Origin of the sequence: Cellulosilyticum sp. WCF-2 (assembly GCF_003990395.1) — a bacterium.
In the GTDB taxonomy this organism is placed as follows: Bacteria; Bacillota; Clostridia; order Lachnospirales; family Cellulosilyticaceae; genus Cellulosilyticum; species Cellulosilyticum lentocellum.
The window spans coordinates 429,123-443,919 of the sequence record NZ_CP034675.1; the positions used below are offsets into that span (position 1 = coordinate 429,123).

General features: G+C 34.3%; 9 protein-coding genes. 3 read left to right on the forward strand and 6 right to left on the reverse strand.

From position 1 onward, the window contains the following. Window positions 1-129: 129 nt before the first annotated feature. Window positions 130-1,503 (forward strand): MATE family efflux transporter, encoded by a 1,374-nt coding sequence (locus EKH84_RS01740; protein WP_127064886.1) that lies wholly within the window; start codon window positions 130-132, stop codon window positions 1,501-1,503. 405 nt (window positions 1,504-1,908) lie between these two features. Here EKH84_RS01740 and EKH84_RS01745 read toward each other — a convergent pair whose 3' ends face one another. The 4 genes from EKH84_RS01745 to EKH84_RS01760 form a co-directional block, all read right to left on the reverse strand. Beyond that, entirely contained in the window at window positions 1,909-3,807 is a 1,899-nt protein-coding gene (locus tag EKH84_RS01745; protein ID WP_127064887.1) for a peptidase domain-containing ABC transporter, read from the reverse strand. Then, on the reverse strand, window positions 3,800-5,635 hold the full coding sequence (locus tag EKH84_RS01750; protein ID WP_127064888.1) for an ABC transporter ATP-binding protein: 1,836 nt from the start codon (window positions 5,633-5,635) through the stop codon (window positions 3,800-3,802). The genes EKH84_RS01745 and EKH84_RS01750 overlap by 8 nt, the downstream gene beginning before the upstream one ends. 187 nt (window positions 5,636-5,822) lie before the next feature. Continuing rightward, on the reverse strand, window positions 5,823-6,779 hold the full coding sequence (locus EKH84_RS01755; RefSeq protein ID WP_127064889.1) for a serine hydrolase domain-containing protein: 957 nt from the start codon (window positions 6,777-6,779) through the stop codon (window positions 5,823-5,825). Beyond that, window positions 6,773-9,118, reverse strand: a complete 2,346-nt coding sequence (locus EKH84_RS01760; RefSeq protein WP_127064890.1) for an ATP-binding cassette domain-containing protein — start codon at window positions 9,116-9,118, stop codon at window positions 6,773-6,775. The genes EKH84_RS01755 and EKH84_RS01760 overlap by 7 nt, the downstream gene beginning before the upstream one ends. A gap of 423 nt (window positions 9,119-9,541) precedes the next feature. Between EKH84_RS01760 and gltS the strand changes: the two genes are divergently transcribed. Next, on the forward strand, window positions 9,542-10,744 hold the full coding sequence (gene gltS, locus EKH84_RS01765; protein ID WP_127064891.1) for a sodium/glutamate symporter: 1,203 nt from the start codon (window positions 9,542-9,544) through the stop codon (window positions 10,742-10,744). 46 nt (window positions 10,745-10,790) lie between these two features. Here gltS and EKH84_RS01770 read toward each other — a convergent pair whose 3' ends face one another. After that, complete coding sequence (locus EKH84_RS01770; protein WP_190283454.1) at window positions 10,791-11,888, reverse strand: sensor histidine kinase; 1,098 nt, start codon at window positions 11,886-11,888, stop codon at window positions 10,791-10,793. Between the two features lie 583 nt (window positions 11,889-12,471). Between EKH84_RS01770 and EKH84_RS01775 the strand changes: the two genes are divergently transcribed. Next, a complete protein-coding gene (locus EKH84_RS01775) occupies window positions 12,472-13,578 on the forward strand; it encodes a PQQ-dependent sugar dehydrogenase (protein WP_127064893.1) in 1,107 nt (368 codons plus the stop codon). Between the two features lie 207 nt (window positions 13,579-13,785). Here the strand turns inward: EKH84_RS01775 and EKH84_RS01780 are convergent, their stop codons facing one another. Continuing rightward, the gene (locus EKH84_RS01780; RefSeq protein WP_127064894.1) at window positions 13,786-14,700 is read right to left on the reverse strand and encodes a DUF2935 domain-containing protein; all 915 of its coding nucleotides are present in this window, start codon (window positions 14,698-14,700) and stop codon (window positions 13,786-13,788) included. Window positions 14,701-14,797: the final 97 nt, after the last annotated feature.

The window sequence follows — 14,797 nt, forward strand, 5'->3', positions numbered from 1 at the left end:
TAAATATCAACAAATTTATCTAACTTAACCTACTTTTCTGTTATAATAAAATAAATATATAATATTATAATTAGCATATTGTTTACACAATAGAACGCTTATTACTAAAAAGAAACTCAGGTGTTTATTATGACTAAAAATTCTTATGAAATAGATATGTGTAATGGTCCATTAACTAAAAAAATTTTAATTTTCTCCATCCCTCTCATGTGTTCTGGCATCTTGCAATTACTCTTTAATGCCATTGATATGATTGTTGTTGGACAATACTCGAGTAAGGAAGCATTGGCAGCTGTTGGCTCAACAGCCTCGCTTATTAACTTACTCGTTAATGTTTTTATTGGTCTATCTATTGGTTCTAATGTCCTTATTGCACAAGCTTATGGTGCACATCATGACCAAGATCTTCATGAGACTTTACATACTTCTATTTTGCTAAGTATAATCTGTGGCTTTTTCCTAAGCTTTATCGGAATCCTCTTAGCTAAACCTCTGCTCCTATTAATGGGAACACCCGATGAAGTGATAGAACTGGCTACTTTATATATGAAAATTTATTTTGTTGGTATGCCCGCCATGCTTTTATACAACTTTGGTAGTTCTATTTTACGTGCTACGGGAGACACTAAAAGACCTCTTTACTTTTTACTTATAGCTGGGGTCATTAATGCTCTTCTTAACTTAGTGTTTGTAATTGGTTTTAAAATGAGTGTTGCTGGTGTAGCACTTGCTACTGTTATTGCACAGTGTATTTCTGCTTTTTTAATTACACTCTGTTTAATGCGTACTTCTGGTGGCTGCCAATTAATACTTTCAAAGCTACATATCAATAAAACTGTATTGCTTAAAATTATGCGCATCGGCTTACCTGCAGGCTTCCAAGGAGCTATTTTCTCTATCTCCAACGTGCTCATCCAGTCCTCAGTTAATTCTTTTGGTGCTATTGCTATGGCAGGAAATGCAGCAACTGCTAACCTTGAAGGCTTTGTCTATACTTCTATGAATGCCTTTCATCAAACAGCCCTTAGCTTTACTGGGCAAAATATAGGTGGTAAAAAATATGATCGCATTAAACCTATATTACGTGTTTGCTTAATCAGTGTCTTTGTAGTCGGCAGTACTATGAGCTTATTATTCTTTATATTTAGGTTTCCTTTACTTCGCCTCTATTCCTCTGATTCAGAGGTGATTGCTTATGGTGTTGTTCGAATGAAAGTTATCTTCTCCACCTACTTCTTATGTGGTATCATGGATGTATTAGTTGGAAGTATTAGAGGCCTTGGGTATTCTGTCATACCTATGATTGTTTCCCTACTAGGTGCTTGTGGCTTACGTATTCTTTGGATTTTTACTGTATTTAAACTGATGCCAACACTAACTACCTTATATATTTCCTATCCCATATCTTGGGGCATTACTTTAATGGTACACTTCCTATGCTTTAAAATACTTTATAATAAAGTCCAAGATGAATGGCACACTTCCATTATTGAATCAGTCTGACTATTAAAGGGACACTTCAAATAGCTAGTAAAGTTACTCTCATGAAGTGTTTTTAAGAAAAAGAAAAGCTGAATAAAAAAATAGTGCCCCAAGTATATAGAATACTTGGGGCACTATTTTTTACTCCAGACTCTTGAAATTAACTTTCGTGGCTAGCTAAATAGACCTTAATCAAGGCGCAAGATGGCTCCTCAGCACGTATGCGTTATAACTTAGTGCCTACTAAGACTAGTTATGAAAGCTAAACCAATGAGTGAGGAGCTCCTAAAGTCTTGGCCGGTGCACCCTATGCTAGGAAGCTAAGACCTTAAGACTCTGGTTTTAAACTTTGTTTATTTATTTTGTTTTTACACTTATGTATATGTACTCAAGAAACCGAATCCCTAATAAAAATTCAGCTATCTCTTAACTGCTTATTTCTTCTTGATAATAATAAGCCTGTTTTTCAAACATCTTAGCATATTCTCCCTTTAATGCCATTAGTTCATCATGAGTACCTTGTTCTATAATCTCACCATGTTCAAACATATATATGCGGTCTGCTTCTCTGGTAGTTGAAAGTCTGTGAGAAATAAAGATAATAGTAGCATCTTTTGCTGCTTTCATCATATTGCGATTGAGCTTATATTCTGCAAAAGGATCCAGGGCACTAGAAGGTTCATCTAAAATAGCTATGGCAAGTTTTCCTGTTTTAGCAAACATTCTAGCTATAGCTACTTTTTGCGCCTCGCCACCTGATAGCATTGTTCCTTCATCAGAGAACTCTCTTGTCATTTCTGTCTTGAGTCCTTTGGGCAATCTTTCTAGCTTAGCTCCAAAATCAGCAAGGTTTAAAGCCTTCCTAATATGATCTTCATCTATAGCAGTATCATCCATCCAAACATTTTCTTCTAGAGTGGCACCATAAAGCTGATAATCTTGGAATACTGCTCCAAAAATATCTCTATAAGCTTTAGTTGAAAAGCTGCGGATATCCTCTCCTCCATAGCAAATAGAACCTTCTGTTACATCATATAAACGCATTAAAAGCTTTACAAATGTTGTCTTCCCTGCACCATTTTCGCCTACTATGGCTATTTTTTCTCCCGGCCTAACAGTCATCTGAATATGCTTAAGGGTATCTTCACTAGCTCCCTCATAACGAAAGCTCATATCTTTAATTTCAAGTACACTCTTTTCTACTGGTACCTCTTTACTTCCTTTATATCCCTCAATATTAATATCATATTCTATAAAACGCCTAAAGCGTTCTGCAAACTGTCCTACCTTTTGAAATTCCACCATAGCATAATTAAGTGAATCTAAACGATTTCTTACTGTACCTTGTGCATTATTCATGGCCGCTACATCACCTAGACCTATACTAAGCTTAACTAGCGCTAAGTACCCTAAATACATAGGTACACAGAAATGAGATAAAAAAGTAAACACAAATATCCAGTTTATTAAAGAAAGAATAGCAATCTTAACCCCTGCTGTTTTAGCTTCTGACATAATATCTTCTATGGCTTCTTCAAACTGTTTACGAAGAGGAATCTCTATCTTTGAAAGCTTAATCTCCTTAGCATATTCTGGTTGATAAAAAATACGCTTAGAATAGTCAGCTTTTCTCATAACTCTCTTTCTTTCCATTTCATAGTTGTACTCGATTTTAGTAATGCTAAAGCGCGTCACCATATTAATAAGAAAACCTAGAATAGGAAAGATGGCAATGATAGGATTAATAGCCATAATAAGTCCACCTAAGGTTAAAATAGTCGTTATATTCCCTAGAATCCAAGCCATACTTAGAACACCAGTAGTAATCATTTCTTCAGACTGAGCTGCTGCAATAACAAAGTCCTCAAAATAATCTTTATGGTCATAGCATATAAGGTCAATATCTGCCACCTTGCGTATAAAATCTTCTTGAATCTTTCCTGTCATTTTTACAAATTTAGCTCTCGCCCAATTCTCAACTAGTACTTCTATGGCTTGCCCTATTCCCATGACTAAGATTCCTACCATGATAAAAACGAGTGTAGCCTTTAGATCTATAGCCTTATCCGAAAGCATATCTATAAAGATTTTAAGGAACAAGGTATCAAATAGTGCATAAATAATACCACAAGTGACAAAAGCACCTATTACTAAAAACACTAATGCTTTATCTATTCTTAATGCACACTTTACAACATAAAATACATTGCTAATAAGGCGTCTCATGGTTAATTTATCTTGCTTCTTATCCTTATCATCATGCTTTATTTCTTTTTGCTTCTTACTTGTGTTAGGATTACTTGCTTTCTCTTTATTTTTAGGCATGAAGGACTACCTCCCCTCTTCCACTCTCCTGATAATTCTTAGCTTGAAGTCTAAACATAGCTGCATAACTACCATCTAAAGCCATAAGTTCATCATGTGTACCACTTTCTTTAATCTGCCCATGTTCTAAAAAGTAAATTTTATCTGCAATTCGTGCTGAAGATAGTCTATGAGAGATGAAGAATACGGTTTTTCCTTCTGATACTTGTAGCATATTGTTATACATATTGTACTCTGCAATAGGATCTAGCGCGCTAGAAGGTTCATCCAGGATAACAATATCTGGATTCTTAGCAAATACTCTCGCAATAGCTATTTTCTGTGCCTGTCCTCCTGAACACACAAAACCTTGATCATCAAATTCTTTTGTCACCATAGTATCTATACCTTTTTCTAAGGTAGCTAACTTATCTCCAAACTGTGCCTTTATAAGTGCATCTACTACTAACTCTCTTTCTTCCTCTGTCTCTGGCGCACGCATAAGTACATTCTCACTTAAAGGCAAGGCAAATATCTGAAGGTCTTGGAATACTGTTCCAAAGTGCTCATGATAGTTCTCTGGTTCAAACTCATTAATGTTACATCCATTAGCTTTAATCTCTCCCTCTGTAATTGGATATAAGCCCATTAATAGTTTAATCAAAGTAGTCTTACCTGCTCCATTTTCCCCAACTAATGCAATACGTTCGCCTCTCTTAATAAAGAGAGATAGGTCTTTAATAACAGGTGACTTAGCCCCCTCATAAGTAAAACTAACATGGCTAAATTCAATATCTCCAAGAACTCCCTCTATTTTTTTATCCCCTTTATAGGCCTTGTCAGATTCATATTCCAGAAAATCCTTTAAGTTATTCATATAAAGGCAGTATTTACCCGCCTCAATGCTCTTTTGTACTGCTTCTTTAACCTGCCAGGATACAAAACCTATTGCTGATAACATAGCCACATAAGCTCCTATCCTACTAGTACCTGTAGCTTTAATAACAAAAGTAATATACATATATGAGCTAAAATACGTAAGTCCAAAAAAGACAACTGCATTTAAAAATTGATATAGCGCTATTTTCTTACGATATTTCACATTGATAGCATATCTATTCTTGTAGCTCTCAATATGCTTTTTAAATAAGATATTCCTAATACCATATAGACGAATCTCTCCCGCGTACTTCTTTTCATAAAAAACACGTTTGACATAGTCTGTGACTCGTCTATCTGGTGTTTCCATTTTTCTAAGTTCGAAGTGCATTTTGTTTTCTTTATCTCCACAAATTAACGAACCAATAACCGGTGGAAAAATGAAAAGAATCAGCCAAGGATCCACAGTTGCAATAATACCTATGGCACAAAATACAGCTAAAATAAGCCCTAAAGATTGCGCCAGATTAGCTAAGCCATCCATAGCTTTATTAAGACATTCATCTAAAGCTCTTGAAAACTTATTATAAAAATCAGGTTCTTCATATCTAGTAAGCTCAATAGCTGTTGCCTTTGTAATAACCTTGTCAAATATGTAGCGATATACCTTGGGTGTTTTTAGTCTAATATAGTAGGCATGACCTGCAGACGCTAAATGAATAATAATATGTAGAGAGCAGAAAAATACAATGAGCTTTACGAGTTCACTATAAGGTGCCCTATCGTTGATACATGCATAAATAGCCTTTGTCATATAAACAAAGAAAAAAGCATTAAATACTTCTTCTGTACAGTTCTTATAGAAAGTATATATAATGCATCCTTTATCTGCATGCCAAATGGTTTTTATAGTATACCCCATACTTTGCCACACAGACATTTCTTTATTTGATTGATGTTTTCCTCCCAACTATTCTCCCCCTCTGCTTATCATTAAAATATGAGCATTAGCTATTTTACTACAAATAAAATATTTTTTCAATATATAGAATTTATTAAAAACTACAGCATTTATATCATTATGAAGCCCCTAAAGTTAAGACTTTATTTTAGTCTTACTTTAGGGACCCTAAGCCTTCATTCTACTTTAGTATCATTTATTCTAAAATCCTTGTAGCTTGATTGCATAATGCAAATACATCCTCATAAGATTTGCCTAATGATGTTGGGGTTGCCTGAATAATACCAACTCTATTTTGCTCAGGCATCACTCTAATCTCCTGTCCTCCAAAACCACGACAACCGTACCAGCCATCTCCTAGCCACCATAAAAAACCATAGTTACTATTTTGCTCTGTTGGCGTAGTTGCTTCTTTTATATAACTTACCGAAATGATTTGCTTTCCATTGTATTTGCCGCTATTCAAAAATAAATTTCCTATCTTAGCTAAATCTCTTGCGCATAAATGAGATGTTGCTTCATCTAAGGGTGTATTCCCTATGTTATAGGTGATACCACAAGGGCTTGTCCACCATTTCTCGCTTTTAATATCAAGTGGGGTAAATAAGTAGCTATTGCAAAAATCAAATGTATTCATTCCTGTAGCTTGACTTATAAGGGCACTTAGCAAAATCACATCCCATTCTTTATAAACATGCTTTCTTCCAGGTACCTCTTCCATTTGAATATCTGCTAAATGTGCTAACCAATCTTGTGTTCTTCTAAGCTGCTCTAACATAGGACAATGATAGTGTTTACCCCCATTCCAATAAATCCCGGATGTCATAGTAAGCAAATGTTTTATTGTAATAAGTTTATGATAAGGATGATTGTTTTGGTTAAAGGCTTCTAGGTACCTACAAATAGGTTCATCTAAACTTTCGATAGATCCTTTATCTAAACAGATACCAATGCCAATAGAAATAATGCTTTTCCATATGGATTTAATAGGATTACGACTTTCCTTAGTAAACTTATTATAATAGCGTTCTACGATTATCTGTCCATTTTGATAAAGCAAAACACTATTAATTTGCGGATATCTTTTTTGCTTAATATAGTCGTCTATCATTTGCCCAAGTTCATTATCTTTAGCCTTTACTTTCTCTAACATAAATACCTCCCAATAATAGAATGAGGATTTTCCTTTAACTCCCTAGGTGTACCTGTTGCAATCACTTCTCCCCCATCTTTCCCACCACCAGCACCCATTTCTATCAAGTAATCACAGCTGGATAAAACATGCGAATCATGTTCAATAATGATAACCGTATTTCCTTTATCCACTAACTCTTGTAATAACACCATAAGCTTTTCACTATCATAAAAGGATAACCCTGTTGTAGGCTCATCTAAAATGTATAAAGAATCTTTAGCTGCTTGTCCCTTTGAGAGTTCCTTAGCGAGTTTGATGCGCTGACTTTCACCTCCAGATATAGTCGGTGTTTTCTGACCTAACTTAATATATCCCATGCCTACACGTTTTAAGGTCTCTAACATATTGGTAATTGGCTCATCTTTATCATTAAAAAATGTTATTGCTTCATCTACACTCATCTCTAATACATCCTTTATATTCTTTCCTTCAAGTGTCACTTCTGCTGACTCTGGTATAAATCCTATACCCTCACAAGCTTCACACTTCACATGAATAAAATTGCCATAGCCTACATGATAGTGTACTTCTCCTTCACCCTTGCATTTGGGACAACCACCCTGAGCATTAACAGAGAAAAAGCCTGGAGGAAGGTCACTTGCCTTAGCAAACAACTGACGAATACGGTCCATAGTCCCTGTATAAGTTGCAAGGCAAGAGGTCCTAGTTCTGCCTATAGGTTTTTGATCAATAACGTAGCACTTCTTAATTTGACTTACGCCTAATAGTTCTACTTGTCCTAATTCTATTGCTTCCTCTACTTCATCTTCCATAATACACTTTGATTTAAGTAATGCTTTTAACTTAGGCACTAAGGTTTCTGAAATCAAGCTAGACTTTCCACTGCCTGAAACACCTACCACGCCTATCATTACACCTAGAGGAATATCTACAGTAATATTCTTTAAATTATGCAAGGAAGCGTTTTTTAATGTAAGCAGCTTTGTTTCATTAAATCTTCGGTAATCTTCTTTGTGTACAAAAGGTCTTTTTCCCGATAAATAAGGTGCTGTTCTAGAATCATCACAGGATAAAAAGGTGCTAAAATCACCCTCGTAAATCTTAGCACCTCCTAAAACTCCTGCATCCGGTCCCAAGTCAATAATATAATCTGCCTGCCTTATAAAGCCCTCATCGTGTTCAACGGCAACCACTGTATTTCCTTTACCTACAAGCTTTTTTATAATATCAATTAATTTTGCCTTTTCTATTTCATGTAGTCCAATAGTAGGTTCATCAAAAATGAAAATGATAGCATCCATATCTGCAATAATATAAGAGGCAAGAAATAATCTTTGAATCTCACCTCCTGAAAGAGTGGGAAGTGAACGTGATAAAGCTAAGTGGTATAACCCTACATCAATCATGCATTCTAGTTTCGTAAGGATTTCTTGAATCAATCTATTCTTTGTACTTAGCTTACTTAAAAACTCATATAAATCCTTTATATACATTTGCTCCATTTCAGAGATGGTCTTCCCACCAATAGACGTATGAATAGCTTCTTCTCCTAAACCCATTCCTTGACATTTAGGACATTTTCCCTTTTCCATATAACCTGCCTCAGTTAGCATCTGTTCTAATCTGCCAGTAGCAGAAAACGCCCCATTGGTAACCTCCGTAATCCATGGTATAAAACCTATAAATGAGGATTTCCCATAATCCCCATACTTCAAAACAAAAAGTTCGTCGCTTGTTAAGTTATTAAGAGGTGTATCCCCTGTAACTTTATAGTATTTATAAAAGCTCTCTAACATCTTTTTAGTGCTTCCTCTTTTTCCTACTCCTAAACAAACATCCTCGATTTTTTGAGAACCGTCCCCAAAAAGCTTCTCCTCATCTATTTTCTTAACAATGCCTTTCCCTAGACATTTCACGCACATTCCTTTAGCTGAATTCTTCTGGAACATCTCCATAGTTAAAGGTCTGCCACCTTCACACTTATTTTCACGTTCCCCATAGGTTGCAAAAAGTATCGCTAACATATTACTTATTTTGGTTTTAGTTCCTACTGTACTTCTAGGATTAGACTGCCTAATAATGCGCTGTTCCACTGCAACAGTTGGTGAAAGTCCCGTGATTTGATCAAATGCTGATTCTCCCTCCACCATAAAGCCAGAATTCGAAAACATTAAGTATCTGTGTTTTCCTTCTTCATAGAGCGTATCAAAAGCTAGACTTGACTTTCCACTTCCTGAAACACCTGTAATAACAGTCAGCTTATTTCTAGGGATTTTCACATCGATTCCTTTAAGATTATGGATATGTGCATTTTTAATCTCTATATATTTATTCATCTCTTAATCCTCTTACCTCTATTTTTATTAACAATCAAACGAACTATTTTATAAAAGCAAAAAATCTTAGAACATAATAGTGCGTGTTTCACCTTTTATGTTCTAAGATTAGTTGATATCATTATAGCATATTCTAGCCATGCATTTGATATTAATAGTTATCTTCTTACTTAAGTTTCCTAGCAAATTTTCACCTCCACTTTAAAAATTTCTATTATGCTTTTTGAATGAATACTTGCTAATATAACCATACTAAGCTTATTAAACTATCATTTCTAATCACTTCATTCCTCCTAATTTATGCAAGTGTCTGACTTTGTTAGCTGCTTCCGCCTTTACATAATTAGGTTAATTAGGCTATACTTTAATTTTCTTATGCTATATACTATGCGCAAATAAGTACTAGAAAGGACTAGATAATGTATGACATTTAATTTAGATATCTATGAGACTATGGCCTTAGTTTCTCTTGTATTTTACATGGGTAAGTATATGAGAACTAAATTTTCTATACTCTCTAAGTATTGCATTCCGCCATCAGTTGTAGGTGGCTTTATCTTTGCTCTATTAATACTTCTACTCAATCAAACTAATATTGCAACTATTAATTTAGATACAACACTTCAAAACATATTTATGACAGCCTTTTTTACTAGCATCGGGTTTACTGCCAGTGTCAAAATACTAAAACAAGGTGGCATTAAAGTAATTACCTTTCTCTCGCTCGCAGTGTTACTTGTTATCTTACAAAATACAGTTGGCGTAACATTAGCTTCATTATTTAGCTTATCCCCTTTAATGGGACTTTGCACCGCTTCTATTCCTATGGTAGGTGGACACGGTACTGCTGGCTCCTTTGGTCCCATCCTTGAAGATATGGGAATTACTGGTGCCACTACAGTTTCTGTCGCTTCCGCAACCTTTGGTCTCATTATGGGTAGTATCATTGGTGGTTTAGTTGCTAGAAACTTGATTCTTCGTTATAAACTGCACACAGTCCATGATGAGAATGACCTTACCCCACCAGAGGAAGTAGGCGATTACAATGAAGAAAATCATAATATCTTATCTTTCAAAAGATTAATGACAGGTGCATGCTTCTTGTTTATTGCAATGGGACTCGGTTCTCTCGTTTCTAAGTTAATCCAAGCATCTGGCTTAACTTTTCCTTCTTATATTGGAGCTATGTTAGTTGCTGCCCTTATAAGAAATATATATGATTTTAGAAAAGAACCTATTGTGGAAAAGGAAATTGAGACACTAGGAGGATTAAGCTTATCCTTTTTCTTAACAATGGCATTAATGGGACTTAAACTCTGGCAACTATTCGATTTAGCACTGCCACTTTTCATTATGCTTATCGCCCAAGTTATTTTAGTAGGCTTATTTGCTTATATTATAACCTATAGAGTCATGGGGAAAAATTACGAGGCGGCTGTATTTGCTTCTGCAATCTGTGGCTTTGGAATGGGTGCTACTCCAAATGCTATTGCTAATATGGATGAGCTTACAAATAGATATGGCTTTGTTCCTACACCTTACTTTGTTGTTCCAATTGTAGGTTGTTTGTTTATTGACTTTGTTAACTCAGCTATTATAACAATATTTATCAACTTTATTCGCTAATCCTATATAAAGAAAGAACTATCACCACAAGGTGATAGTTCTTTCTTTATATAAATTCTATATTATACTCACTGTAACCCATATTGTTATATAATATAGGCTCCATATGATCTAATACAATACGTGGCAAGGAAAAAATCATTTTACACCCTTTTTTATATTCCTTGTCAATCCAGATTCTACCTTGTTGTAACTCTGCAAGAGATTTAACAAGTGCCAGACCAATACCACTACTGTTATATTTCTGATGAAGTTCACCTTTATTTTGTATAAAACGGCCAAAGATAGCTTCATGTAGTTCTTCTGGAATTCCCTCTCCTGTATCTTGCACCATAATACATATATCATTCGTATCATAACTTATATAAACTAAAACCTCTCCCCCCTCAGGAGTATATTTAATAGCATTAGAAAGTAGATTAAAAACAATCTTTTCAACCTTATCCATATCACAAGCTATAATAAGCTCTTCTATTTCTGTATCAAATATAACGTTAATTTGCTTTTGCATGGCAAAAGCGTTAATTGACATAACCATGTCTTCTATAAAAGGAATAATATTATAATTTTTCACTTCTAACTTCATATAGCCTGATTCAATCTTGTTCATATCAATGATATTATTAACTAATTTAATAAGACGATAGCAATTCTTTTGCATGCTTTTTAGATACTTATCGGATTCTGATATTCCAGTAGAATCTTCCGACATACACTTTTCAAACAATTGAATATTGCTATAAATCACATTAATAGGCGTCTTTAATTCATGAGATAAATCAGCAAAAATACTACTTCGCAGTTCATTCTTTTCGTAGCTCTCTTGTAATTGCTTTTGTCCTAGGACAATTTCCCCCTTTAGTTCATCTACTCTCTGTGCATAATATGCTTTAGATTCTTGAATAGTAATACATACAAATATTGTAGAAGTAATAAAATTATGTATAATATAGGCCACATTATCCCAAAAGAAATAGGTTGGTCCTTTAGAATAAAATATTCCTGCAAATATCCACTGTATTATGGCTAAAATAATATTATTACATAGTAATAGCTTTGCTAATACACTCTTGCTTCTAGAGTGAAAAAACATAATAGCAACGATTAGTGATACTAGTACTAGAATAATTTTATGTAAAAACACACTAATTCCTATACAAAATGGATAACAAAAAAAGTCTACTATTAAAAAACCTAAAATCACCAAAAAGTAAGAAGGTTTTAATTTAACCTTCATAAGCACTAATATTGCGCTAGTACTTAAAAGTATGCCACAACAAAAAACAACTGAAGTTATTCCTTTTAAAATCCAATGTTCATTTGCTGCCTTGTAAAGAACAAGTAGCAAAATACTTAATACAACACAAATATTACTGGCACATATACAACTTAAATACCTCTCATTATAATACAAATTAAAAATGACAAAAAACAAACATATTAAACAGGAAAAGATCATAATAATCAGAAAATAAACCGAGTTAAACATATTTTCACCATCAAATCCCTTTTATTGCCATATTAATTAGGCTATCTTATTATATCACATCTAATTATACAGAAAAATCATATTTTTTAATTTTTTTACATTAATAAAATTTATATTTTACATTTATTATTTTTATAGTTATTGAGCGTACTTTTTATTTTTCTTACTGACCTGAATGCACCATTATTTTGATAACCCAATAATATAATAATGACACATTAATCATAAGGATATTAAAATGGAGAAAATAATACTAAACTTTTTATGTGCTATACTTGTTTTAAGGTCTAATCCTCTCCACATCGCCTCAAGATTGGTCCGTTCAAGACAACTTCCTTACAATGTTGAAGTTATTGCGGAAAATTTATATGTTCCTTGGGCTATAGATATCAGTAGCGACGGCAAATTGTATTTTACGGAACGCTCTGGTTCCATCAGAGTTATTAAAGATGGCATACTTCTTCCAAATCCACTTATTACATTTACATCTCCTTTTATTAGTCAAGATGAGGGAGGCTTAATGGGACTTGTCCTGGATCCTACCTTTTCACAAAATCACTATATTTATGTTATGCATACCTACACTGAAGATGGGCAAATCTATAACCGTGTTATTAGATTAACAGAAAACAATAATCGTGCATCTATTGACCGCATTCTGATAGATAAAATTCCAGGCGGGAGGTTTCATAATGGTGGAAGACTAAAGATAGGACCTGACCAAATGTTATATATCTCAACAGGAGATGCAACCAACCCCCTTTTAGCACAAGACCTCACAAGCACTGCTGGAAAAATCCTCCGCCTAACATTAGATGGTAATATTCCTACTGATAATCCAATCCCTAATTCTCCTATATATAGCTTTGGCCATCGAAATCCACAAGGGCTAGCATGGAGCTTGCAAAATATTTTATATGCATCGGAACATGGTCAATCTGCCCATGACGAAATTAATATCATCTATCCTGGGGCAAACTATGGTTGGCCACTTGTTCAAGGAGATGAGGATTTGCCTGGTATGATGTTACAACGACCTCTTATAAACAGCGGCGATGAGACATGGGCACCTTCTGGTATTACTTTTGTAAATCAAGGACCATTTCAAGGTAAACTGCTTGTTGCTACTTTATATGGAAAAAGACTACTCGTTATTTCTTTAGATGAATCGGGAACTCTCGTAGAGAACATTGAATCATGGTTTCTAAATGAATACGGGCGTTTACGCGAAGTTATTCAAGGCCCAGATGGTTCAATCTATCTTAGTACTAGTAATAGGGATGGTCGAGGAGATGCTAAAATCTCTGACGATAAAATTATTCGTCTTGTCCCAAACTACCTGTAGCTTTCATCCTTAGCTCCTAGTTATACCTATTTTTGCTCTTATAAAGTCACTCTCATAAATCATACCTCCATTTTGTAAATACAAGAATCTCTATCAAAAAACGATATTAACCTAATAATTACAAGGTTAATATCGTTTCCTTAGTTTCTATCATTCTTCTAATAAGTTACTTTCATATCACCACAACATAGCTACTCAGTTCTATCATTACGTCCCTTCATAAGTCTCTAATAATCTAATGTAATGATTAGCTTCTCTTAGTACATGATCAGCCAGAAGTGGCAGTATTATAGATCTTATTTTACAACTAGCAATCCCTTCTGTTCCCGCTTGTTTAAAATTCTTCAATTGAATAGTTTGATTTAAAGTTTCATTAGTAACACTATTTATTGTTACATTTGTCATGGTTTGTGCCTCTTGAATTAAATTCTTAAATTCATTAGCAAATTCATTTGAGGTGGTAATTAATTCATCTTCAGAAGGGTCAAGTAATCCTCTTATAAACAATGCATGCTCCATCATAATTTGATCCCAAAACAACTCCGTTTCTCTAGCATCTTTAGAATCAATATCCACCCTATTTTCTAAGTCGCCTACTAATGACAAATATAGCCTTGCCTCCCGCAATATATGTTCGATTAGTAATGGATAATTAGCTGTAAATAAATCACAAGATAGAACACCGTTTAATAGTCTCTGCTTAAAATTAATCAGCCCATTAATAAGATTCCTTGCATTAGCGTTAAGTTGCCTTACACGATTTACTGTATTAGGTCCAATCTGCGGGTTATTTCCACTATATAGTTGTGATTCCTGCATCGTTATATTTTGATCTATCTTTATCCCTGTGAAATTTTGAGTCTTTCTTTCTGTTCCTAATGTATAGTCAGTTACCACCTCGCCAGAATTTAAAACGCTTGGTCTTACTACGCCATTACTGAGACTCACCACCTGTGACAGTAACCTTTCAAATTCTCTCTTGTAATGCTCTGCCTCACTAGCAAGCTTTGAGTCTTTAGGCATAAACCCTGCTTCTAAAAAAAGTGCATGTTCCTTCATAATTCTTGAGAAAAATAAATGTAATTCAAGTGATAAAATTACATATCTTTGATCGCTTATCATATTCCCTCCAAAAAATCATTTTACTGTATTGTATGCATTTGGAAATTTCTGAGTGAATCATTTTGCAAATTATCCTTTAATCTATTATGTAAAAGAA